Origin of the sequence: Burkholderia sp. NLJ2, assembly GCF_049487195.1 — a bacterium.
Classification (GTDB): domain Bacteria; phylum Pseudomonadota; class Gammaproteobacteria; order Burkholderiales; family Burkholderiaceae; genus Burkholderia; species Burkholderia pyrrocinia.
On record NZ_CP137808.1, the window covers coordinates 3,374,965 to 3,396,672 of the forward strand.

Genomic DNA, 21,708 nt, shown 5'->3' on the forward strand with positions numbered 1-21,708 from the left:
CTCCGCCCGCGTTCGCGTTACTTCGCGACGACGACCGGAATCCCCTTCAGCATCCCCGCGCCCTTCATCTCGTCGAGCGCGTGCTGCACGGCCGCGCTCGTCGCCGCGTCGATGCCGAGCTGCAGCGCGAGCTCGCGCTCCGCGCGCTTCACGCCGGCCAGGTTGCGCACCTTCACGTGACCGAAGCCGCGCACGCGGGCGTGCAGGTCGGCCAGTTGCGTAACCTGCGCCGCGTTGCCGGCCGTCGTCGCGGCGAGCGCACGGGCGAGCGTCGTCTCGTAGTCGTCGGCGAGCGCGCGCTCCATCCTGCGCTCGACGGTGCGGCCGAACGGATCGAGCCACGTGCCGCGCAGGCTGCGCACGCGCGCCAGCATGCCGAACACCGGCCACATCCACTGGCCGAACACGCGCTTCTTCGGCGCACTGCCGTCGCTGCCGGCCTTCGCGACCGTCGGTGGCGCAAGGTTGAACTTCACGCGATAAGCCTGCCCCGGCACGCCTTCGAACTGCGCCTCGAGCGCCGTGCGGAATGCATCGTCCGTGTAAAGCCGCGCGACCTCGTATTCGTCCTTCACCGCGAGCAGCCGGTAGAACGTCGTCGCGACCGCGCGCGTCAGCGCGTCGTCGCCCTTCACGGCCGCCGCGTTCACGAGCGCACGGTAGCGCTCGACATAGCGTGCGCCGCCGTACACATCGAGACGCGCTTCGCGATCGGCGATCAGTTCGGCAAGCGTTTCCGGCGCGGCGTGCGTGGCCACCGCGTGACGCGCGTTCCACAACGCATCGAGGCCCGCCGCGTCGCCGGCCGCCATCCGCCCGATCGAGAACGCGAGCTTGTTCATCGGCACCGCGACGTTGTTCAGCTCGATCGCGCGCATCATCGCGGCGAGCGACACCGGCACGAGGCCGAGCTGCCACGCGTAACCGAGCATCAGGATGTTCGCGCCGATCGAATCGCCGAGGAACTTCGCGGCGAGCGCCTGCGCGTCGCAGCTCGACAGGTAGCCGTCGCCGGCCGCGTGACGCATCTTTTCGAGGAGCGCGTCCGCATGCAGGTTCGCATCGGGGTTCTGCACGAACGACGCGTTCGGGATCCGGTGCGTGTTGACGACGATCCGCGAACGCTCGTGACGCACCGTCTGCAGTGCTTCGGCGCTCGCGCCGACGACCATGTCGCACGCGAGCAGCACGTCGGCCTGCTGCGTGTCGATCCGCACCTGGTTCAGCCATCGGTCGTTCGCAGCGATCCGCACGAACGACAGCACCGAGCCGCCCTTCTGCGCGAAGCCCATGAAGTCGAGCACCGATGCGCTCTTGCCTTCGAGGTGCGCAGCCATGCTGATCAGCGCGCCGACCGTCACGACGCCCGTGCCGCCGACACCCGTCACGAGCATGTCGAACGGTGCCGCATCGAGATGCGTCGCGGGCACCGGCAGCGCGTCGACGCGCGCGGCGAGCGCCGCTTCGTCGAACGCTGCACCCGCGGCCTTCTTCAGCGCCGCGCCTTCGACCGTCACGAAGCTCGGGCAGAAGCCGTTCACGCACGAATAGTCCTTGTTGCACGACGACTGGTCGATGCGGCGCTTGCGGCCGAGCGGCGTCTCGAGCGGCTCGACCGACAGGCAGTTCGACTGCACGCCGCAGTCGCCGCAGCCTTCGCACACCGCATCGTTGATGAACAGGCGCTTGTCCGGGTCGGGGAATTCGCCCTTCTTGCGGCGGCGACGCTTCTCGGCCGCGCAGGTCTGGTCGTAGATCAGCACGGTGACGCCCGGCGTCTCGCGCAGCTCGCGCTGCACCGCGTCGAGCTCGCTGCGGTGATGGAACGTCGTGCCCTTCGGGAACAGCCCGTGATGGCCGTCGTACTTCTCCGGCTCGTCGGACACGACGACGAAACGCGACACGCCTTCCGCCTCGACCTGCCGCGCGATCTGCGGCACCGAGATGCTGCCGTCGACCGGCTGGCCGCCCGTCATCGCGACCGCATCGTTGTAGAGGATCTTGTACGTGATGTTCGCTTTCGCGGCGACCGCCTGGCGGATCGCGAGAATGCCCGAGTGGAAGTAGGTGCCGTCGCCGAGGTTCTGGAACACGTGCTTCGTGTTCGTGAACATCGCGTGCGCGGCCCAGTCGACGCCCTCGCCGCCCATCTGGATCAGCCCCGTCGTGTCGCGCTCCATCCACGACGCCATGAAGTGGCAGCCGATGCCGGCCTGCGCGATCGAGCCTTCCGGCACCTTTGTCGACGTGTTGTGCGGGCAGCCCGAGCAGAAGTACGGCGTGCGCTTCACCGCGTCGGCCTCGTTCGACAGGATCTGCGGCGCGACGAGATCGACGACGCGTTCGCGGCGATCGAGCGCCGGCTTGTGCCGCGCGAGCCATTCGGCGAACACCGGCAGGATGCGCGACGGGCGCAGTTCGCCGAGCTCGGACAGCAGGCAGGCGCCGGCAGCGTCGTGTTTGCCGAGCACGCGCGGGCGCGCGCCTTCCGTGCGGTTGTACAGGTAATCCTTGATCTGCTGTTCGATGACCGGGCCTTTCTCCTCGATCACGAGCACTTCGGCGAGCCCGTCGACGAAGGTCTCGATGCGCGTCATCTCGAGCGGATACGACAGGCCGACCTTGTAGATCCGCACGCCGGCCGCGTCGAGGTCGGCCACCGTCAGGTCGAGACGGCGCAGCGCTTCCATCAGGTCGAGGTGCGCCTTGCCGCACGTGACGATACCGACGTTCGCCTGCGCGCTCGGTGCGATCCACTTGTCGATGCTGTTGGTGCGCGCGAAATGGCGCACCGCATCGAGCTTCGCGGCGAGGCGCGCCTCGATCGTGAGGCTCGGCAGGTCGGGCCAGCGGTTGTGCAGGCCGCCCGCCGGCGGCGTGAAGCCGGCCGGTGCCGGCCACTGCGTCTGCAGCGCATCGAGATCGACGGTCGAACCCGACTCGACCGTTTCCGAGATCGCCTTGAAGCCGACCCAGGCGCCCGAGTAGCGCGACAGCGCCCAGCCGTACAGGCCGAATTCGAGCATGTCGGCGATGTTCGCCGGGTTCACGACCGGCATGTGCCACGCGATCAGCGCGAAGTCGCTCTGGTGCGGCATCGACGACGACACGCAGCCATGGTCGTCGCCCGCGACGACGAGCACGCCGCCGTGCGGCGACGAACCGTATGCGTTGCCGTGCTTCAGCGCGTCGCCGGCGCGGTCGACGCCCGGGCCCTTGCCGTACCACATCGCATACACGCCCTCGACCGTACGCTCGGGATCGGCCTCGACGCGCTGCGTGCCGAGCACGGCCGTGCCGCCGAGTTCCTCGTTGATCGCGGGCAGGAAGCGCACGCCGCTGCCGTCGAGCAGTTTCTTCGCCTTCCACAGCTGCTGGTCGACCATGCCGAGCGGCGAGCCACGGTAGCCGCTGACGAAGCCGGCAGTGTTGAGCCCCTGTTCGGTGTCGACCGTGCGCTGCATCAGCATCAGGCGGACCAGCGCTTGCGTGCCGGTCAGGAAGATCCGGCCGCGCGTCGCGGTCAGGTTGTCGGTCAGGCGGTAGTCGGACAGGGCAGGCGTGCCGTCGATGGGCAAGCGGGCGGTCATGGGGGATGTCTCCTGATTGTGCTGTTCTGGGCTGCGCGGCGGGGCGTCGGGCGACGCGTGGGCGCCGGCAGCGAATGGCTCTATTTTTTCGCGCGCAGGCGAGAATGTTTTTTCTCATCTTGCTCGGACGGGCCCGTTGTGAGAAAAACCGCGCAGCTTTTTATCGGGATTTGAGTGAGTTTTCGCGCGCGGTGGTGGAGCGGGATGGGCGGGGGGGTCGGGACGGTCGGGTGGTTTGCCGGAACAACCGGTGCGGGCCCGAAGGCAACCGGCCGACCCGGCGGCGGGCGCTCGAGCCCCGTGTGACAAGGGATTCGGCGGTCCGAGGCGGTCACGCTCACCAGTGGAATGCACAGCGTTCGGATTGGTCGGGAGCGCGGGATGTCCACAATGCCGCGCCCTTCGGCCGATCGGGCTCGCGCGCTCACCGTTCGAATGCACAGCGTTTCGAGTGGCGTCGGGGCCAGGATGTCCACATCCGTAATCGGTATCCGGTTCGATCGGACGCCGACGCTCACCGTTGAAATTCACAGCCTGACGAGTGGGTTTCGGCGGTGGATATCCACATCGGGATCGGCTGATTTCGTCGATCCGCGATTCACCCTCACCGAGCGAATACACAGGATCGCGAGTGGGTTCGCCGGCCGGATATTCACACCGGAACACGCACGCTGCGCGATCGCAGGCCTGCACTCACCGTTGAAATGCACAGGGCTTCGAGTGGCTGCGGTGGTAGTTGTCCACCGCCCGAACCGGATCTGCCGTCCGGTCTCGGGTGCACCCTCACCGTCGGAAACCACAGCGCTTCGAGTGGCTGCAGTGGTAGTTGTCCACCGCCCGAACCGGCTCTGCCGTCCGGTCTCGGGTGCACCCTCACCGTTAAAACCTACAGCGCTTCGAGTGGCTGCAGGGGCAGTTGTCCACCGCCCGAACCGGCTCTAGCGTCTGGTCTCGAGCGCACCCTCAGCGTTGAAAACTACAGCGCTTCGAGTCGCTGCGGTGGTAGTTGTCCACCGCCCGAACCGGCTCTGCCGTCCGGTCTCGTGCATACCCTCACCGTTGAAAACCACGGCGCTTCGAGTGGCTTCGACGGCAGTTGTCCACCGCCCGAACGGGTTCTGCCGGCCGGTCTCGGGCGCGCCCTCACCGTTGAAAGCCACGGGGCTTCGAGTGGCCGCAGCGCCAGTTTTCCACGCTCGGGCCGGCTCCGCCGTCCGGCCACGTACGCACCCTCACCGTCGAAAACCACAGCGCTTCGAGTGGCTTGGAGAGACGGATATCCACATGAGTGCGAATCCGCTGATCGGCCATGAAAGTGCGTTTCCGAGGACCGCGACGGCCGGGAGTCCACGCCGGGATCGGCGCGCCGTCCGATCGGGCATCGACTCTCACCTTCGAAATACACAGTGCCGCGAGTCGTCTCGTTAGCCGGATATCCACACCGGAATCCGCGTTGCCTTCGATCGTGTGCTCTCACACGAGCCTGAAATGTATAGCGCTTCAGACGACGTTGCCGGCCGAACGGCCGCGTCTTGACCGGCTGCCCGCCGAGAGCGCACACACGCTCACCATTGAATTGCCCAGCGCGTCGAGTCGCTTGAGAAGGTTGGAGCGCGCAATGAAATCTGCTCGTTGCGAACCACACATCCGCGCTCACCGTTAGAATGCACGGCCCTTCGATTGGCTTCCGGGGCCGGAATCCAAATCGCCACGCACTCGCGGTTCGGTCACGCATGCGCGCGTTCGGCTAGAATGCGCGGCGCTCCGAATCACACCAAAGGTCGGGAAGCCGCGCCGGAGCAGGCGCGTCGCGCGATCGGACGCCGACACTCACCGCTGAATTTCACAGCATTTCGCGTCGTTCCGTGGATCGGTTATCCACAACCCTCTTCATGCATTGCGCGGCATCCGGTCATCCTCACCTGCGAAACGCACAGGGCGCCGAGTCGTTTCGATGCTCGGATATCCACAACGGATCGTGCGAAGCAACGTTCGTCGGCACATCGGCGGAAGCGATCTGCGCATCATCTCGCTGCATTCGGGCGATAACCGGAAAGCCTTGTCCCGACAGCCTCGGCAGCACCCTCACCATTCAAATGCACAGCGTTTCGAGTCGCCTTGGCGGTGGGTTGTCCACATCCGTCCCAATGCGCGGACCCAAGCCGACACGCGCTTCCAGGTAACCTCACTCGGCAATCGAACGGATGACCGTTGCCGGATTGCCGCCGACCAGCGTATTCGGCGGAACGTCCCTGGTGACGACGGCCCCGGCCGCGACGACCGAATTCTCGCCCACCGTCACGCCGCCGATGATCGTCGCGCCGGCGCCGATCCACACGTTCCGTTCGATCGCGATCGGTTTCGCGACAACGAAATCGCGTCGGCGGGAAGGTTCGACCGGATGGCCGGACGTGATGAGGCTGACGTTCGGCCCGATCATCACGTCGTCGCCGATCTCGAGCCCGCCCAGGTCGTAGAACGTGCAGTTCTGGTTGACGAACACGTTGCGCCCGATCTTCATGCCGGCACCGCCCGTCGCATGGAACGGCGGGATCAGCACGAAGCCGTCGTCCACCTGCGTGCCGATCAGTTCGCTGAACAACGCGCGAACTTCTGCCGCATCGTCGAACGTCAGACGGTTGAGCCGCGCGGCGATCGCCATCGCTCGCTTGACCTCGGCCACCATGGCCGCCGATTCCGGCGTTCTTCGCGGAATGATCGTGGTGCGATCGTCGTTTGCCATACGTTGCGTGTCTCCCTGAACGGTCGAACCGCCGGTGCATCGCAGTCGTGCCGATCTGCACCGAGATTCCAGATTCGAATTTATGACTAGTATTTATATAACTAGTCACTCATTAAACCCCTGTCGAACCCGCGTTGCTCGGGTACGCTTGAGCATCCACCGGACCCTGCCTGCACCGAAACGCGGAGGCGCGATGAAGCTCTACTACTGGCCGAAGACCCGGGCATTCCGGGCGTTGTGGATGCTCGAGGAAATCGGCGTGGTGTACGAACTCGTGCCGATCGACCTGCGCTCGCACGAACAGGGCAGCGACGCATTCGTGCAGGTCAACCCGATGGCCAAGCTGCCCGCGCTCGACGACGGCAGCGCGCCGTTCGCCGAATCGGGCGCCGTGCTGCTCTATCTCGCCGACTGTTGCCCGGGCGCCGGGCTCGGCATCCCGCCCGACGATCCGCTGCGCGGCCGTTTCCTTCAATGGATGTTCTTCACGCCGACCTGCCTCGAACCGGCGATGGCCGAAAAATTCACGGGCGCGTCGGGCAATCCGGTCGCGTTCGGCTGGGGCAACATCACACGCGTGCAGCGCGCGCTCGCGCAGGCGCTCGCCCATAGCCCCTGGCTCGTCGGCGACCGCTTCACCGCAGCCGACCTGCTGCTCGCCAGCACGCTGAAGATCGCGTTCGACGCGCATCTGCTGCCGCACGAAGGCGTGCTCGGCGACTACGTCGCGCGAGCCGAGGACCGCGACGCGTTCCGCCGCGCGGTCGCGATCGAACAACGCGAAGCGGCGCGTCTGCTGCACGCGTGACGCATGCGGGGCGGCACCCGCCGCCCCACGAACACACCTATGCAGCCGGCCCCTGCGCCGCGGCGCCCGCTTCGACCACCACGCCCGGCGAACCGCGCTCGTCGGTGTCGGTGTCGACCGGCACGACCTCGTGAAAATGCGTGTAGTCGATGTGCGTGACGCCGTCTTCGTCGTGCATCAGGTCGACATAGCGGTGACGCCAGCGAATCTCCCCATGCGCCCATGAGTGACGCGCCTGCATGACCTGCGCGGTCGTCTCGTCCGAACCCTCGATCGTGATCAGCAACGACGCGTCGCGCGCGGCGAGCGATTCCGGCGTCTCGCCGAACAGCGCGCTCGATTCGTCGATCACGTGCATCAGGTTCCAGCCGAGCAGGAAAATCGGATGCTCGCTGCGCACGAGCGGCAGGTCGTGGATCTTGCGCAGCGAGTAGCCCTCGTGCGTGCCTTCGACGCGCATCAGCCGCAATTTCGCCTGCGCCTCGGCAATCACGTTCTGACGCGCATTCGCGGCGCGCACCATCAGCGTCATCCGGCCGTTCAGCGGCCGCACGATCGCGTAGCGCGCGAACAGGATCTTCGCCTGCGGCCGGGAGAACCGCGCAAACACGAGCCCCGTGGCCAGCGCAATGCCCGACATCCCGACGAAGATCTCGAACGTCGCGACCAGGTGCGCATAAATGGTCTGCGGATGCATGTCGCCGTAGCCGACGGTCGCGAGCGTCTCGACGCTGAAGAAGAACGCGCCGCCGAACCCTGCCGGCGACTGGTTCGCGATCGACGCGTAGCCAAGCATGTAGAGCGACGCGAAGCCGCCGTTGAGCAGCAGGAACACCACCGCGAGCGACAGGAAGAACACGGGCCAGCTCACCGTCAGCGCGCGGTGATAGAAATCGCGCCAGCCGAGCGGCGGCATCCCGTACGCGATCACCGGGCGGGTGCCCGACCAGATCTTGCGGCCACGGCCGCGGGAGGCGGGGGAGGACGAATCGACGTTCATCGCGCGGTGCCGGTTGCAGGGAGGCGACGAGCGTAGCACGCGCGGCGGCAACCGGGAATGCGTGTCGATTCGGAATGGAAATTCGCCGCGCCGCCGGACGCATGCGGCCACGCAGCGACGAAAAAAACGGCCGCATGAAAGCGGCCGGCTGCATCGTCATCGTGCGGACAAGCGCGCAGTGCGCGCCGCGGTCACTTCCGGTCGACGATCACCTGGTCGAACGTGCCGCCGTCGGCGAAATGGGTCTTCTGCGCGTTCGCCCAGCTGCCGAAAACCTGCTCGACGCTGAACGTCTTCAGCGACTTGAATTCGGTAGCATGCTTCTTCAGCACGTTCGCGTCGCGCGGGCGCAGATGGTGCTGCGCGATGATCTCCTGCGCTTCCGGCGTGTACAGGTAGTCGAGATACGCCTGCGCGACCTTGCGCGTGCCCTTCTTGTCGACGACCTTGTCGACGATGGCGACGGGCGGCTCCGCGAGGATGCTCGCCGACGGATACACGGCGTCGAACTGCGCGCCCGACGCGCCCGTGTCCATCAGCGCGACTTCGTTCTCGAACGTGACCAGCACGTCGCCGATGCCGCGCTGCGTGAACGTCGTCGTCGCGCCTCGGCCGCCCGAGTCGAGCACCGGCACGTTGCGGAAGATCGCCTTCTCGAAGTCGAGCGCCTGCTGGTCGGTCGCACCCTTCTGCTTCTGGAAGCCCCACGCGGCGAGATACGCGTAGCGGCCGTTACCCGACGTCTTCGGGTTCGCGATGATCACCTGGACGCCCGGCTTCGCGAGATCGCTCCAGTCCTTGATCGCCTTCGGGTTGCCCTTGCGCACGAGGAACACCATCGTCGTCGAGTACGGCGAGCTGTTGTCCGGGAAACGCGCGCGCCAGTCCTTCGGCAGCAGCTGGCCGCGCTCGGCGAGCAGGTCGATGTCGTTTGGCTGGTTCATCGTCACGACGTCGGCCTGCAGCCCCTGCAGCACCGACAGCGCCTGCGCGCTCGACGCGCCGTGCGACTGCTTGAGCGCGACCGTCTCGCCGGTCTTCTGCTTGTAGGCGGCGGCAAAGCTCGCGTTGATGTCCTTGTACAGCTCGCGCGTCACGTCGTACGACACGTTCAGGATCGACGTGTCCGCGTGCGCAGCCGTCGCCGCCACGACCAGCGCCGCCGCCGCGCCCGTGTGCAGCCAGCGGCCGATCCCCTTCATGCTTGCCATCGTGATATGCCCCGTTTCCAGTGGTGGTGAATGTGCGTGACGGCACGCGTACGCGCTGTCATCGAAACGTAAGCGGGCATTCTAGCGGCCGGGCGCGGCGCGCTTTCCAATCAGTCGTGGAAAGCAAATCTCGAATCCTGCTAAACGGCGGCGGGCGCTCGCGCACGCGTCCGATCCGGTGTTAAGATCGCCGCTCAGCCCACTTCACGGTTCATCCATGTCCGCTGCCCTGCGCTCGCCCTCGATCCTTGCCGCCGTCGCGGCAGGTGCGCGCGCGGCCGGGCTGAAACTGAAAAAACGACTCCTCGACTGACGGGGACGTCGCGTCCCGTCAGGCGAATGCCGGACGGGATGCCCGCAGGTCGTTTCTTTCTCCTTGCCCGCATGCCTGGTTCCGGCACTCCGCCGGCGGAACGGTTTCCTCCCACTCCGTTTCCACCATGAGGCTTTGCATGCACACACGTTTCGAAGGTATCTGGCTGCCGATCATCACGCCGTTCCACCACGGCGAGGTCGACCATGCGGCACTCGCGCGGCTCGCGCACCACTATGCGGCCGCGGGCATCGCGGGCTTCGTCGCGGGCGCGACGACCGGTGAAGGCGTGCTGCTCGACGCGCGCGAACAGGACGCCGTGTTCGCGACGCTGCGCGACGCGGCGCCTGGCCTGCCGATCGTCGTCGGGCTGACCGCGAGCGCGACGCATTTCGCGGCCGCCCGCGCGCGCGAACTCGCCGCGCTGCGGCCCGACGGGCTGCTCGTCACGCCGCCCGTCTACGTACGGCCGACGCAGGACGGCATCCGCCGCCATGTCGAGGCGATCGTCGATGCGGCCGACCTGCCCGTGCTCGTCTACAACATCCCGTACCGCACCGGCGTGACCGTCGAACTGGACACGCTGCAGGCGCTCGCGCGCGACCCGCGCGTCGCAGGCATCAAGGAATGCGGCGGCACGCTCGACCGGATGAGCCGGCTCGTGCACGACACGCCGCTCGCGATCCTGTCCGGTGACGACAACCAGAACTTCGCGGCACTGTGCGCCGGCGCGCACGGCGCGATCGCGAGCAGCGCGCACGTGCTGCCCGAATGGCATGTGCGCATCCATGCGCTGCTGCGCGACGGACGGCTCGCCGATGCGCGGCGCCTGTCGGTCGCGCTGCAGCCGCTCGTCGCGGCGCTGTTCGCGGAGCCGAACCCGGCGCCGGTGAAGGCCGTGCTGGCCGCGCAAGGGTGGTGCGAGGACGGGTTGCGGCTGCCGTTCGTGCCGGCAAGCGAGGGGTTGCGGGAGCGGCTCGGCAAGCTGTGCGCGGAACTGGAAGCGTCTGCGCAAGCGGTCGCGGCAACGTAGGATTTCGCTCCGAAAACTGTTTCAGACCGTCAGAATTCGCGACGCGCCATACTGGGCAAGATGGCGGTCAGCGGTGATGAGCAGCATCGGTTCGCACGATGCCTGCGCGACCAGTAAACGGTCGAACGGGTCGCGATGGTAATGGGGCAGATAGCGCACGGCTGCGCCGTGCGCGGCCAGAACCGGCAGCTCCTGATACCGGCTCATCGCAATCGCTTCGACCATCCGATCCACATCCACGTCCAGCTTCCCCGTCCCGGCCTTGATCGCGACTTCCCAGATGCTCGCGCTGCTGATGAACACCTCGTCGGCTTCAGCGATCAGATTGCGCGCGCGAGCGCTCAGTTTCGGATCATTGGCCCACACCCAGAGAAAGATGTGCGTATCGAAAAGCAGCCGCATCACTTTCCTTCGAACGCATCCAGCAAATCATCGGGAAGCGGTGCGTCAAAGTCGTCCGCGATCCATATCTGCCCCTTGAGGAGCCCGTAGTGATGAATAGGCCTGAGCGGCACGAGCCGGACCGACTGCTTGCCGTCCTGCATGATCACGACGCGTTCGCCGGCGATCGCGGCATCGAGAAGCCGCTGAAGATCGAGCGTGGCTTCGGGGACAGTGGCAACTTGCATGATGGCCTCCATTGAGTAATCCACCATTGTCACGACACTCGCCCCATCCCTCCAATAGGCCGAACGTCCAGCCGAACGCATGCGTGTCGATCGATATCACGCCGCCAGCGCCGCCCCCTCCGCCGCGTCCCGCACCGCCTGCGTCACGATCCGCGCGAGCCGGTCGACCGTCGGCGTCGCCGACGACGTGCGCCGCAGCAGGATCAGCGGCAGGCTCGGCAGTTCGGGCAGCCCGAACGAAGCCGCATCGAGCACGCGCACCGACGCGGGCAGCCCGTAGTGCGAGCGCACCGTCAGCCCGAGTCCGGCCGCCGCCGCGGCCCATAGTCCGGCAAGACTCGGTGTCGTGAACGCAACGCGCCACGGCACGCCCGCGCGGTCGAGCGCATCGGCCGCCGCGCCGAAGAACCGGCACGGCCGGTCGAACACGACGAGCGGCAGCGGCTCGCCAGGTGCACGCGCCGCACGGCCGCCCGCTTCTCCCGCACCGCCTCCTGCGCCCTCCTCCCCACCGCTGTCCGGCATCCCGAACCCGCCTGCGCCCGCCGCGCCGATCCATTGCATCGGTACCTGCGCGATCGCTTCGCTGTCGATCCCCGCCCGCGACACGAGCGCCGCCGACGCCGGGTCGCCCCACACGAGCGCGAGATCGAGCTGGTTCGCATCGAGCCGGTCGAGCAGATCGGCATTGCGTGCCACGCGCGCCTCGATCCTCACCTTCGGATGCGCGCGCGCAAACCGCCCGAGCACGTCGGGCAGGATCGCCTCGCCGAAATCCTCCTGCAGCCCGACGCGCACCCAGCCGTCGAGATTCACGCCGCGTACGGCCGCGGCCGCCTCGTCGTTCAGCTCGATCATCCGCCGCGCATAGCGCAGCATCGCGTCGCCGGCGTCGGTCAGCGCGAGCCCACGCCCGGCTTTCACGAACAGCGGCGTGCCGGCCTGCTCCTCGAGCTTGCGGATCTGCGCGCTCACCGCCGACGACGAGCGAGCAACGCGGTCGGCTGCCTTCGCGAAACTGCCGAGATCCACGCCCGCGACGAGGCTGCGCAGCGCCGCCACGTCGAAGTTGGGCCGGGCCTGCGCGGCATCGGCCATTGCGAGCGGCTCGCCGCCACCACGGGGAATATCTTGTCCCGGCACGTCAACCATCCTGTTTTATCGAACGATTCATCAAAAACTTTCCGATTTTCAGGATGAATGTAGGCCGCCAGACTGTCGATGTCAATTTCCAACCGGGTCTGCCGCCATGGATACCACCTGCATCGCTTCCCCCACCTCGCCCGCCCGCGACGCGCGCGGGCCGGCCCACCGCTGGCGCGTGCTGGCGGCCGGCGTCGCCGCGAACATGAGCTTTTCGGCCGCCGCGGCCGGCATTCCGACCACGGCCGTGTGGATGCGCGCGGCCTATCACCTCGACAACGGCGCGCTCGGCCTCGTGCTCGGCGCGCTCGGCTTCGGCGTCGCGCTGTCCGAGCTGCCGTGGGGAATGGCCGCCGATCGCTTCGGCGATCGCCGCGTGCTGCTGACCGGGCTCGTCGCGACGGCCGCGATGCTCGCGCTGATGGTGTGCACGATCGTCCCGACCGCGCACGCGGTGCCGCCGCTGATGCGCGTCGTCGCGGCGATGAGCTGCGTCGGCCTGCTTGGCGGCAGCGTGAACGGGTCGAGCGGGCGCGCGGTGATGCGCTGGTTCGGCGAGCGCGAACGCGGGCTCGCGATGAGCATCCGCCAGACGGCCGTGCCGCTCGGCGGCGGCGTCGGCGCCGCGCTGCTGCCGTCGCTCGCGTCGCATCTGGGCTTCGCCGCGGTGTTCGGTGCGCTGATGCTGTTGTGCGCGGGATCGGCCGCGCTGACCTGGCGCTGGCTGCATGAGCCACCCGCGGCGCCGGCCGCCGTGCCCGGCACCGTGCCTCGCTCCGTCGAACAGCAGCAACCCGCCCGGCATGCGCGCGGCCCGCTCGCGAGCGGCCGCGTGTGGCGCATCGTGCTCGGCATGGGCCTGCTGTGCACGCCGCAGTTCGCGGTGCTCACGTTCGCGACGGTGTTCCTGCACGACTTCGGCCGGCTCGGCCTCGCCGGCATCAGCGCGGCGATGGTCGCGCTGCAGCTCGGCGCAATGGTGATGCGCGTCTGGAGCGGCCGTCATACCGACCGTCACGGCAACCGGCGCGCATACCTGCGCGGTTCGGTGCTCGTCGCGGCCGGATCGTTCGCGCTACTTGCAGCCGCGACGGCAGGCAGCCAGCACGTGCCGCTTGCCGCGATCGTTGCGATTCTCGTGTTCGCGGGCATCTGCGTATCGGCGTGGCACGGCGTCGCGTACACGGAACTCGCGACGCTCGCGGGCGCGAACCACGCGGGCACCGCACTCGGGATGGCGAACACGATCGTCTACCTCGGGCTGTTCGCGACGCCGCTCGCGATTCCGCCGCTGCTCGCCGTCAGTTCATGGAGTGTGGTCTGGCTCGCGACCGCGCTGATCGCCGGCGCGACCTATCCGCTGTTCGCCGTGCGATAGCGGCCGAGCGTCGCCGCGAACGCAACGACGCCCGCGCATCCGTCAGCCCGCCTCGCGCGCCAGCGCACGCCGCGCAGCCGGCCGTTCGGCCTCGCGCTGCGCATGGGCCGTCCACGCAGGATGCCGCGTCATGTCGAGTCCGATCGCGACACCCCAGCGATACAGCACGAGCAGGAACGGATCGACGATCGAATGCGCGCCCGGTTCGGCCCACGTGCGGCCGTCGGCGAGCGCGGCTTCGATCTTCTGGTTCGCTGCATCGATCGTGCCGCGCCCGTGCGTGCTGACCGCACCGTGCAGTGCCGGATCGTCGATGAAGCGGCCCGGCCGCCACAACGCGCCGTAGCCGACGCCATGCACCCAGCCGACCAGCCAGGCGAGCCATTCGTGGCACCGCGCCTCGCGCAGCGGATCGTCGAGCGGCAGCAATCGCGCATCCGGATGACGGCGCGCGAGATACGTGAGGATCGCCGGCGTTTCGGTGAGCACGCGCGGCTCGCCCGGAATCGCGAGCACGGGCACGCGCGCCTTCGCATTGATCGCGAGATAGCGCGCTTCGAGGTTCTGCTGTTTCTGCACGGAGACGATCTCGACGTCGAACGGCGCGCCGGTTTCCTCCAGCGCGATGTGAGCGGCAAGCGAGCAGGCGCCCGGCGAAAGATAGAGACGATATGCATTCATGATGAGGTGGCCCGACGGGGCTGTGGAAGACGGAACCGAGTGTAGGAACGCGTGCCCGGGCGCCGCAAACGATGAATTGTCGTGCTCGGGCATTAGTGTTACTAATACCCGCATGCGACGCATCCACCTCCCTCCGCTGCAGACGCTGCGCGCGTTCGAGACCACCGTGCGGCTGCAGAGCTTTACGCGCGCGGCCGATGCACTCGCGCTTACGCAAGGCGCGGTCAGCCAGCACATCCGCACGCTCGAGGCGCAACTCGGCTATCCGCTCTTCACGCGCGAGCGCAATGGCGCGACACCGACGCACGCCGCGCACGCGCTCGCGCTGCAGGTGCGCCAGGGCCTGAGCGTGCTCGAACGCGCATTCGAGCCGACGCTCGCCGTGCGCAGCCGCCCGCGCATCCGCGACGTCACGCTGAACGTCAGCGTGCTGCCGAGCGTCGCCGAGCGCTGGCTCGCGCCGCGCCTGCCGCGCTTCACGGCCGCGCATCCGCACATCGCGATCGTGCTGCACCCGGACGCGGCGCTCGCGCCGCTGCGCAAGCGCGACCGCATCGACGTCGCGCTGCGCTACGGGCCCGGCACGTGGCCGGGCGTCGTCGCCGAGAAGCTGATGAACGAGACGATCTTTCCGGTCGCGAGCCCCGCGTACCGCAATCGCGACGGCGTCGCGCCGCGCGCGCCGGGCGATCTCGTGCGGGCGACGCTGCTGCGCCATCCCGCGCAGCCGTGGGAACCGTGGCTCCAGGCCGCGCGGCTCGACCTCACCGAATCCGCGCGCGCGCCGCGCTTCACCGATGCGACCGCGCTGATCGACGCGACGCTGAAAGGGCGCGGCGTCGCACTCGCACGCCGCTCGCTGATCGAGCCCGAACTCGCGGCCGGCACGCTCGTGCGCGTGTCGACGGTGCGCGTGACCGACGTGTATGCGCACTACGTCGTGTGGCGCCCCGGCCATCCGCACGAAGCGGCGATCCGCACCTGGCTCGACTGGCTGCGCAGCGAAGTGCGGCGCAGGACGCCGCGGCGCTGACAGGCTCCGGTCGGCAATGGCTGCACGCACACGAAAGTAATTCGTTGGTTTGACGAAAGAGTTTCGCGATCGCGCACCGGTCGCAAACGATTCACCGAAACGTCGCATCGCAACGGCATACTCGAAGACGTTTCCCGATCAGCCTGCCAGGAGAGAAGTCATGCGTCGCGTTTCCGTCGTCGTCGTTCTTTGTGCCGCCGCTTTCGTCGCCGCCTGCAGCGACGACGCGCCGCACGACGCGCACGCGGCCGACGCCTCGCAGCAGGCCGGCGCATCGAGCGGCTCGGCCAGCGCGTTCAACAGCGATGCCACCGCGAACGGCGCCGCGTCCGATGCCGCCCCGCTCGCGCCGCCCGTCGTGCACTACCCGCCCGATGACGACGACGACGCGAAGCCCGCGACGAACGCAGCCGCGTCGGCCACTGCTGCATCTTCGCCGAGCTGATCGCGCCGCTTCCGTCCCCCGACCGCAGAACCGAGGTGGACAACATGCCGTCAGCGAACCGCCAATGGTATGACGTGACGGTGAGCGATGGCGCGAACGGCACGTTCTCGCGCCGTTTCGCGGGCCGCGTCGAGAACGGCCGGCCGAGCGATTCGGACCCGGCCGCAGTGCGGCCCGTCTCCGCGTCGTAACCGCAACGGCGCTGCGCGGCAGCCGCCGCGCAGCGTGCGCCGCCCGTCAGACCGCGTGCGCGAGCGCGCGGTCGACGAGCGCGGCATCGAAGTCGTCGTCCGCATCGCGAAAGCGCAGCGGCGCCGCGCAATGGACGAGCGTGTCGACGAAGTACTTCGCGCGCGGCCACGGCCCGAAGCCGGCCGCGGTATTGATGTGCCCGGCGTCGCCGAGGTTCACGAACGCGCTGCCCAGGCGCTGCGCGAGCGTGCGCGCATCGGCGAGCGGCATCCACGGATCGGTCTCGCTGCCGATCACGATCGACGGCACCACGAGCCGACGCGCGTCGAACGGCCCGGCAAACGTGAATTTCGTCGGGCTGGCGGGCGCGACGAACAGCACGCCCGCGACATCGCCCGCATGCGGCCCCTGCGCAAGCGCATGCGCGGCCGCGAGGCAGCCGAAGCTGTGCGCGGCGAGCACGAACGGGCCGCGCTCGCGGTCGAGCAGCGCGCGCACGGACTGCGCCCAGCGCGCGAGATCGGGCGCGTCCCAGTCGTCCTGCTCGACGCGCAACGAGCGCGGGAACTGCCGCTCGAGCCAGGTCTGCCAGTGAGCGCCTTCGCTGCCGTGCAGGCCCGGAACGGTGACGAGCCGCGGCGGCCACGCCGATTTGCTGCATGCGCGCATGATTGCCCTCGCTTGCTTGAAGACGAGTTTCGATTGTGGCGCGCGGCACCCGGCGGCCGAACCAATATTTTGTGCTTTGCTTTTGCGTGGGCCGGCCATCCGGGGGCGGCCATCCGGGGGACGGCCATCCGGGGGGCGGCCGTCCGCCGGACGGCGACCCGGGGCCGGCCGCCCGGCGCCGGCGGCCCGACTCCGGCCGCGCCGGGCGGCCCGCCCGTGCAGCGGCGCAATATGCCGCGAAACCGTAGAATGTGGGCTTCCCGTCAGCTTCACACCGAACCGGGCCGGGCGCCGACGCGCCGGGCCCGGCCGTCAGGAGACGCCCGATGTCCGCTACGCCCGCCGGCGCGCTGCGCCCGGCCCCTCTCGCCGTTCCCGTGACGAGCCTCGCCGGCGCGCGCGAAGTCATGCAATGAAGATCCTGTTCTATTCCCCGCACCAGGAAGCCGGCGCGTGGCGCGACGAGATCGCGCACGCGCTGCCGGAAGCCGAACTGCGCGCATGGCAGCCGGGCGACACGGCCGCCGCCGACTACGCGCTCGTGTGGCGCGCGCCGCGCGAATTCTTCGCGCCGCGCGACGGCCTGCGCGCGATCTTCAACCTCGGCGCGGGCGTCGACGCGCTGCTCGCGCTCGATCGCGCGCATCCGGGCACGCTGCCCGCGCACGTGCCGCTCGTGCGGCTCGAGGATTCGGGCATGGCGCAGCAGATGGTCGAATACGTGACGCACACGGTGCTGCGCTACCTGCGCCGTTTCGACGAATACGACGCGCAGCAGCGCGAGCGCCGCTGGCAGCCGCTCGAACCGCATCGGCGTGCAACGTTCACCGTCGCCGTGCTCGGCCTCGGCGTGCTCGGCGCGCAGGTTGCGCTCGCGCTCGCGGCGCTCGGCCTGCCCGTGCGCGGCTACAGCCGCAGCGCGAAGCAGCTCGACGGCATCGCGACCTTCGCCGGCGACGGCGCGTTCGACGCGTGCATCGACGGCGCGAAGGTGCTCGTCAACCTGCTGCCGAGCACGCCCGACACCGACGGCATCCTGTCGTCGCGCACGTTCGCGCGGCTCGCGCCCGGCGCGTACGTCGTCAACGTCGCGCGCGGTGCGCATCTCGTCGAAGCCGATCTGCTCGACGCGCTCGCGAGCGGCCGGATCGCCGCGGCGACGCTCGACGTGTTCCAGCACGAACCGCTGCCGGACGACCATCCGTTCTGGCGCGCACCGCGCATCACGATCACGCCGCACAGCTCGGCCGAAACGCTGCGCGCGGAGGCCGTCGAGCAGATCGCCGGCAAGATCCGCGCGTTCGAGCGCGGCGAGCCCGTCGGCGGCATCGTCGACTACGCGCGCGGCTACTGAATTCCGCCCTACACAGATACCAGGAACCAGGAGACAACCATGATGTTCCCCACCGCCGTCAAGATCGTCGAAGTCGGCCCGCGCGACGGGCTGCAGAACGAGAAGACCTTCGTGCCGACCGACGTGAAGATCGCGCTCGTCGACCGGCTGTCGCGTGCCGGCTTCCGCAACATCGAGGCCGCGTCGTTCGTGTCGCCGAAATGGGTGCCGCAGATGGCCGACGGCGCCGACGTGATGGCCGGCATCGAGCGTCGCGCGGGCACCGTGTACTCGGTGCTCACGCCGAACCTGAAGGGCTTCGAGAACGCGCTCGCCGCGCGCGCCGACGAAGTCGTGATCTTTGGCGCGGCGAGCGAGGCATTCTCGCAGCGGAACATCAACTGCAGCATCGCCGAGAGCATCGCGCGCTTCGAGCCCGTCGCGAAGGCCGCGAAGGATGCGGGCCTGCGGCTGCGCGGCAGCGTGTCGTGCACGCTCGGCTGCCCGTACCAGGGCGAGGTACCGGTCGCGTCGGTCGTCGACGTCGTCGAACGCTTCGCGGCGCTCGGCTGCGACGAAATCGACATCGCCGATACGATCGGCGTCGGCACGCCGAAGCGCACGCGCGAAGTGCTCGCGGCCGTCACGCGCGTGTTCCCGCGCGAACGCCTGTCGGGCCACTTCCACGACACCTACGGCCAGGCGCTCGCGAACATCTACGCGGCGCTGTTCGAAGGGATCGAGATCTTCCACGCGTCGGTCGCGGGCCTCGGCGGCTGCCCGTACGCGAAGGGCGCGACCGGCAACGTCGCGACCGAAGACGTGCTGTACCTGATGCAGGGCCTCGGCATCGACACCGGCGTCGATCTCGCGCAGGTGGTCGCCGCCGGCGACTTCATCTCGAATGCGATCGGCCGCACGAACGTGTCGCGCGCCGGTCGCGCGCTGCTCGCCAAGGCGCAGAGCGCGGACGACGCCGCGACCTGCGTCTGACCCCGGCATTCCATGGATTCCTCACTATGACGACACCTGCTTCATTCGATTCCCTCCCCGATTCCGCGCGACGCGTCGCGCTGCTGCTGCGCGAGCGCGGCCATGCGAAAGGCATCGTGATGCTCGCCGACACCGGCAAGACGTCGGCCGAGGCGGCAGCCGGGCTCGGCTGCTCGGTCGCGCAGATCGCGAAGTCGATCCTGTTTCGCCGGGAGTCTGACGGCGCGCCCGTGCTCGTGGTCGCGAGCGGCGTCAATCGCGTCGACGAGAAGAAGGTTGCCGCGCAGGTCGGCGCGGTGGGCCGCGCGGACGCGAAGTTCGTGCGCGACAACACCGGCTATGCGATCGGCGGCGTCTGCCCGATCGGCCATCTCGTCGACCCCGTCACGCTGATCGACGCCGACCTGCTCGAGCTCGACAGCCTGTGGGCGGCCGCCGGCCACCCGCACGCGGTGTTCAACCTGTCGCCGCACGAACTCGTGTCGCTGACCGGCGCGCCGGTCGCGGACGTCGCATTGCGGGGCAACGCATGAGCGACGTGCCGGTGGTTGTCGGCACGGTCGTATCGCCGTGCACGGACGTCTGCAGGATCGATCCGCGCACCGACTGGTGCGCGGGTTGCCTGCGCACGCGCGACGAGATCAAGGGGTGGCGAGCGTCGGACGACGACGCGAGGCGCGCGCTGCTCGCGCGGCTCGATGCGCGCCGGCGCATGCTCGCCGGGAGCGGCACATAAAAAAAAGCCGTTCAACCTCACGGGCGAACGGCGTCGAGATCGGAATCCTGTGAACGTGATCAACGTCACAGCCCGCATCATACGAGCGACGCGGCCGCATTGCATCGGGTGTTTCCCTACAACTTCTTACAGCGTCTTTCGCGCGTGCGGGCGGGCGCTTTTCGAGCGCAATCCGCGCTCCCGAAATCCGTACCCGGCGAGCTGCGGCGGGTCCCCGTCGCGGCGCCGAATCGTACGATCGTTTCAGTTGCCGACCGCCGCGCGACGCGCGGGCACGATGCGCCAGCCGAGATTCACGCCGGCCGCCGCGAGCAGGATCAGCAGCGCGCCGAACACCTGCGTCCACGCGAGCGTCTGCCCGAACGCAACGTGATCGACGACGATCGCGACGACCGGATAGACGAACGACAGCGCGCCGGTCATCGCGGTCGGCAGCTTCTGGATCGCACCGTACAGCAGCACATACATCAGGCCCGTGTTCACGACGCCGAGCACGACGAGGTCGAGCCATTGCCCCGCAGTCGCGGGCAGCGTATCGAAGTGCGCGAACGGCGCGAGCAGCACGATGCCGAGGCCGGCCTGCAGCAGCGCGAGCAGGTGCGGCGGCGTGCCCTTCAGGTGCTTCGTGACGATCGACGAGATCGCATACAGGAATGCCGCGCCGAGCGACAGCGCGACGCCTTCCAGATATTCGCCCGGCACCGCGAGCACGGCCGGCTCGACGCGCACCACGAAGACGAGCCCGGCGAACGCGAGCGCGAGCCACGCGACCGTCGACGCGGTGACCCGTTCGCGGAACACGATGGCGCCGAGCGCGACGAGCATGAACGGCTGCGTGTTGTAGACGGCGGTCGCCATCGAGATCGACGCGCGCGAATAGGCGGCGAACAGCAGCAGCCAGTTCGCGACGATCGCGACGCTGCCGAGCGTCGCGAGTGCGAGCATCCGCGGCGAGAACAGCGAGCGGCGCAGGAAGCCGAACGCCGCGCAGACGATCGCGAGCGTCGCGGCGCCGAACAGGCAGCGGAAGAACACGACGTTCGTCAGCGGCTGCCGCGACGACATCACGAGCCAGCCGATCGTGCCGGACATCATCATCGCGACGACCATCTCGGCGGCGCCGCGGCGAATTTCATTCGAAGCCATCATGAACTCCGTTGATGAGAGTGGATGACTTCGATTCTAGAAACTTGCTTTCGCCGCAACCACGGCTAAACTGAAGCGAATCAGCCGATTTACCTTCGAAAGCAAAGCGATCATGCCGAAACGCCTTTCCCCACCCGCCGTTGCGTCGCTCGACGCGACCGACCGCGCGATCCTCGCGGCGCTGGCCGACGACGCACGCATCGCGACCAGCGAGCTCGCGCGGCAGATCGGGCTGTCGGCGCCCGCGACCGCCGACCGCGTGCGGCGGCTCGAGGCGCAAGGCGTAATCGCCGCGTTCACGGTCGAGCTCGATCCGCGCGCGCTCGGCTACACGCTGCAGGCGATCGTCCGCGTGAAGCCGCTGCCCGGCCAGCTGCATCTGGTCGAGGAGTTGCTGCGGCGGATTCCCGAATTCGTCGAATGCGACAAGGTGACCGGCGAAGACTGCTTCATCTGCCGGCTCTACCTGCGCACGATCGAGCACCTCGACGACATCCTGTCGAAGGTGACGGAGCGCGCGGAGACGAGCACCGCGATCGTGAAATCGACGCCCGTGCCGCGCCGCCTGCCGCCGCTCGTCGAGGACGACAACGCGCACCGCTGAGCGGACGGCCCGCGCCGCCCGCTCACGC

General features: G+C 68.6%; 21 protein-coding genes. 11 read left to right on the top strand and 10 right to left on the bottom strand.

Annotated features, from left to right (window positions below):
* Window positions 1-17: 17 nt before the first annotated feature.
* Both R9B84_RS15540 and R9B84_RS15545 read right to left on the bottom strand, forming a co-directional pair.
* Complete coding sequence (locus tag R9B84_RS15540) at window positions 18-3,590, bottom strand: indolepyruvate ferredoxin oxidoreductase family protein (protein ID WP_423758613.1); 3,573 nt, start codon at window positions 3,588-3,590, stop codon at window positions 18-20.
* Between the two features lie 2,185 nt (window positions 3,591-5,775).
* Entirely contained in the window at window positions 5,776-6,333 is a 558-nt protein-coding gene (locus tag R9B84_RS15545; protein WP_423758614.1) for a sugar O-acetyltransferase, read from the bottom strand.
* Between the two features lie 193 nt (window positions 6,334-6,526).
* Here R9B84_RS15545 and R9B84_RS15550 point away from each other — a divergent pair, with 193 nt between their 5' ends.
* Complete coding sequence (locus R9B84_RS15550; RefSeq protein WP_423758615.1) at window positions 6,527-7,141, top strand: glutathione S-transferase family protein; 615 nt, start codon at window positions 6,527-6,529, stop codon at window positions 7,139-7,141.
* Window positions 7,142-7,178: 37 nt separating this feature from the next.
* On the opposite strand, the gene R9B84_RS15555 is transcribed toward R9B84_RS15550, so the two are convergent.
* Complete coding sequence (locus R9B84_RS15555) at window positions 7,179-8,141, bottom strand: ion channel (RefSeq protein ID WP_423758616.1); 963 nt, start codon at window positions 8,139-8,141, stop codon at window positions 7,179-7,181.
* Window positions 8,142-8,332: 191 nt separating this feature from the next.
* Entirely contained in the window at window positions 8,333-9,352 is a 1,020-nt protein-coding gene (locus R9B84_RS15560; RefSeq protein ID WP_423758617.1) for a sulfate ABC transporter substrate-binding protein, read from the bottom strand.
* Between the two features lie 452 nt (window positions 9,353-9,804).
* On the opposite strand from R9B84_RS15560, the gene dapA reads away from it, so the two are divergent.
* Window positions 9,805-10,698, top strand: coding sequence for a 4-hydroxy-tetrahydrodipicolinate synthase (gene dapA, locus R9B84_RS15565; protein ID WP_423758618.1), 894 nt, complete (start codon window positions 9,805-9,807; stop codon window positions 10,696-10,698).
* Window positions 10,699-10,719: 21 nt separating this feature from the next.
* Here the strand turns inward: dapA and R9B84_RS15570 are convergent, their stop codons facing one another.
* The 3 genes from R9B84_RS15570 to R9B84_RS15580 all read right to left on the bottom strand — a co-directional run bounded on the left by R9B84_RS15570 (window position 10,720) and on the right by R9B84_RS15580 (window position 12,470).
* Window positions 10,720-11,100: a type II toxin-antitoxin system VapC family toxin gene (locus R9B84_RS15570; RefSeq protein WP_423758619.1), complete on the bottom strand. Its 381-nt coding sequence runs from the start codon at window positions 11,098-11,100 to the stop codon at window positions 10,720-10,722.
* Window positions 11,100-11,327, bottom strand: coding sequence for a type II toxin-antitoxin system Phd/YefM family antitoxin (locus R9B84_RS15575; protein WP_423758620.1), 228 nt, complete (start codon window positions 11,325-11,327; stop codon window positions 11,100-11,102). The genes R9B84_RS15570 and R9B84_RS15575 overlap by 1 nt, the downstream gene beginning before the upstream one ends.
* 96 nt (window positions 11,328-11,423) lie before the next feature.
* Window positions 11,424-12,470 carry a LysR substrate-binding domain-containing protein gene (locus tag R9B84_RS15580; protein ID WP_423758621.1) on the bottom strand — a complete coding sequence of 349 codons (1,047 nt, stop codon included), beginning with the start codon at window positions 12,468-12,470 and terminating at the stop codon, window positions 11,424-11,426.
* Window positions 12,471-12,576: 106 nt separating this feature from the next.
* On the opposite strand from R9B84_RS15580, the gene R9B84_RS15585 reads away from it, so the two are divergent.
* On the top strand, window positions 12,577-13,848 hold the full coding sequence (locus tag R9B84_RS15585) for an MFS transporter (RefSeq protein WP_423758622.1): 1,272 nt from the start codon (window positions 12,577-12,579) through the stop codon (window positions 13,846-13,848).
* Window positions 13,849-13,890: 42 nt separating this feature from the next.
* On the opposite strand, the gene R9B84_RS15590 is transcribed toward R9B84_RS15585, so the two are convergent.
* Window positions 13,891-14,529, bottom strand: coding sequence for a glutathione S-transferase family protein (locus R9B84_RS15590; protein ID WP_423758623.1), 639 nt, complete (start codon window positions 14,527-14,529; stop codon window positions 13,891-13,893).
* Window positions 14,530-14,641: 112 nt separating this feature from the next.
* On the opposite strand from R9B84_RS15590, the gene R9B84_RS15595 reads away from it, so the two are divergent.
* The 3 genes from R9B84_RS15595 to R9B84_RS15605 all read left to right on the top strand — a co-directional run bounded on the left by R9B84_RS15595 (window position 14,642) and on the right by R9B84_RS15605 (window position 16,198).
* Window positions 14,642-15,562: a LysR substrate-binding domain-containing protein gene (locus tag R9B84_RS15595; protein WP_423758624.1), complete on the top strand. Its 921-nt coding sequence runs from the start codon at window positions 14,642-14,644 to the stop codon at window positions 15,560-15,562.
* A gap of 160 nt (window positions 15,563-15,722) precedes the next feature.
* The gene (locus R9B84_RS15600) at window positions 15,723-16,007 is read left to right on the top strand and encodes a hypothetical protein (RefSeq protein ID WP_423758625.1); all 285 of its coding nucleotides are present in this window, start codon (window positions 15,723-15,725) and stop codon (window positions 16,005-16,007) included.
* A gap of 44 nt (window positions 16,008-16,051) precedes the next feature.
* Entirely contained in the window at window positions 16,052-16,198 is a 147-nt protein-coding gene (locus R9B84_RS15605; RefSeq protein ID WP_423760016.1) for a hypothetical protein, read from the top strand.
* A gap of 46 nt (window positions 16,199-16,244) precedes the next feature.
* On the opposite strand, the gene R9B84_RS15610 is transcribed toward R9B84_RS15605, so the two are convergent.
* On the bottom strand, window positions 16,245-16,868 hold the full coding sequence (locus R9B84_RS15610; RefSeq protein WP_423758626.1) for an RBBP9/YdeN family alpha/beta hydrolase: 624 nt from the start codon (window positions 16,866-16,868) through the stop codon (window positions 16,245-16,247).
* A 412-nt stretch (window positions 16,869-17,280) separates the two neighbouring features.
* Between R9B84_RS15610 and R9B84_RS15615 the strand changes: the two genes are divergently transcribed.
* Genes R9B84_RS15615 through R9B84_RS15630 form a run of 4 tightly spaced genes read left to right on the top strand, consistent with a single transcriptional unit; the run spans window position 17,281 to window position 19,930 of the window.
* On the top strand, window positions 17,281-18,222 hold the full coding sequence (locus tag R9B84_RS15615) for a 2-hydroxyacid dehydrogenase (RefSeq protein WP_423758627.1): 942 nt from the start codon (window positions 17,281-17,283) through the stop codon (window positions 18,220-18,222).
* A gap of 39 nt (window positions 18,223-18,261) precedes the next feature.
* On the top strand, window positions 18,262-19,194 hold the full coding sequence (locus tag R9B84_RS15620) for a hydroxymethylglutaryl-CoA lyase (RefSeq protein ID WP_423758628.1): 933 nt from the start codon (window positions 18,262-18,264) through the stop codon (window positions 19,192-19,194).
* A gap of 26 nt (window positions 19,195-19,220) precedes the next feature.
* Entirely contained in the window at window positions 19,221-19,727 is a 507-nt protein-coding gene (locus R9B84_RS15625; RefSeq protein WP_423758629.1) for a YbaK/EbsC family protein, read from the top strand.
* A complete protein-coding gene (locus tag R9B84_RS15630; RefSeq protein ID WP_423758630.1) occupies window positions 19,724-19,930 on the top strand; it encodes a DUF1289 domain-containing protein in 207 nt (68 codons plus the stop codon). The genes R9B84_RS15625 and R9B84_RS15630 overlap by 4 nt, the downstream gene beginning before the upstream one ends.
* A gap of 243 nt (window positions 19,931-20,173) precedes the next feature.
* On the opposite strand, the gene R9B84_RS15635 is transcribed toward R9B84_RS15630, so the two are convergent.
* Window positions 20,174-21,076, bottom strand: coding sequence for a DMT family transporter (locus R9B84_RS15635; protein ID WP_423758631.1), 903 nt, complete (start codon window positions 21,074-21,076; stop codon window positions 20,174-20,176).
* 112 nt (window positions 21,077-21,188) lie between these two features.
* Between R9B84_RS15635 and R9B84_RS15640 the strand changes: the two genes are divergently transcribed.
* Window positions 21,189-21,680 (top strand): Lrp/AsnC family transcriptional regulator, encoded by a 492-nt coding sequence (locus tag R9B84_RS15640; RefSeq protein WP_047899190.1) that lies wholly within the window; start codon window positions 21,189-21,191, stop codon window positions 21,678-21,680.
* Window positions 21,681-21,708: the final 28 nt, after the last annotated feature.

Bases quoted from the DNA above. Each gene is read 5' to 3' on its own strand.
- R9B84_RS15540 (WP_423758613.1), bottom strand. From the start codon at position 3,590: ATGACCGCCCGCTTGCCCATCGACGGCACGCCTGCCCTGTCCGACTAC.
- R9B84_RS15545 (WP_423758614.1), bottom strand. From the start codon at position 6,333: ATGGCAAACGACGATCGCACCACGATCATTCCGCGAAGAACGCCGGAA.
- R9B84_RS15550 (WP_423758615.1), top strand. From the start codon at position 6,527: ATGAAGCTCTACTACTGGCCGAAGACCCGGGCATTCCGGGCGTTGTGG.
- R9B84_RS15555 (WP_423758616.1), bottom strand. From the start codon at position 8,141: ATGAACGTCGATTCGTCCTCCCCCGCCTCCCGCGGCCGTGGCCGCAAG.
- R9B84_RS15560 (WP_423758617.1), bottom strand. From the start codon at position 9,352: ATGGCAAGCATGAAGGGGATCGGCCGCTGGCTGCACACGGGCGCGGCG.
- dapA (WP_423758618.1), top strand. From the start codon at position 9,805: ATGCACACACGTTTCGAAGGTATCTGGCTGCCGATCATCACGCCGTTC.
- R9B84_RS15570 (WP_423758619.1), bottom strand. From the start codon at position 11,100: ATGCGGCTGCTTTTCGATACGCACATCTTTCTCTGGGTGTGGGCCAAT.
- R9B84_RS15575 (WP_423758620.1), bottom strand. From the start codon at position 11,327: ATGCAAGTTGCCACTGTCCCCGAAGCCACGCTCGATCTTCAGCGGCTT.
- R9B84_RS15585 (WP_423758622.1), top strand. From the start codon at position 12,577: ATGGATACCACCTGCATCGCTTCCCCCACCTCGCCCGCCCGCGACGCG.
- R9B84_RS15590 (WP_423758623.1), bottom strand. From the start codon at position 14,529: ATGAATGCATATCGTCTCTATCTTTCGCCGGGCGCCTGCTCGCTTGCC.
- R9B84_RS15595 (WP_423758624.1), top strand. From the start codon at position 14,642: ATGCGACGCATCCACCTCCCTCCGCTGCAGACGCTGCGCGCGTTCGAG.
- R9B84_RS15600 (WP_423758625.1), top strand. From the start codon at position 15,723: ATGCGTCGCGTTTCCGTCGTCGTCGTTCTTTGTGCCGCCGCTTTCGTC.
- R9B84_RS15605 (WP_423760016.1), top strand. From the start codon at position 16,052: ATGCCGTCAGCGAACCGCCAATGGTATGACGTGACGGTGAGCGATGGC.
- R9B84_RS15610 (WP_423758626.1), bottom strand. From the start codon at position 16,868: ATGCGCGCATGCAGCAAATCGGCGTGGCCGCCGCGGCTCGTCACCGTT.
- R9B84_RS15615 (WP_423758627.1), top strand. From the start codon at position 17,281: ATGAAGATCCTGTTCTATTCCCCGCACCAGGAAGCCGGCGCGTGGCGC.
- R9B84_RS15620 (WP_423758628.1), top strand. From the start codon at position 18,262: ATGATGTTCCCCACCGCCGTCAAGATCGTCGAAGTCGGCCCGCGCGAC.
- R9B84_RS15625 (WP_423758629.1), top strand. From the start codon at position 19,221: ATGACGACACCTGCTTCATTCGATTCCCTCCCCGATTCCGCGCGACGC.
- R9B84_RS15630 (WP_423758630.1), top strand. From the start codon at position 19,724: ATGAGCGACGTGCCGGTGGTTGTCGGCACGGTCGTATCGCCGTGCACG.
- R9B84_RS15635 (WP_423758631.1), bottom strand. From the start codon at position 21,076: ATGGCTTCGAATGAAATTCGCCGCGGCGCCGCCGAGATGGTCGTCGCG.
- R9B84_RS15640 (WP_047899190.1), top strand. From the start codon at position 21,189: ATGCCGAAACGCCTTTCCCCACCCGCCGTTGCGTCGCTCGACGCGACC.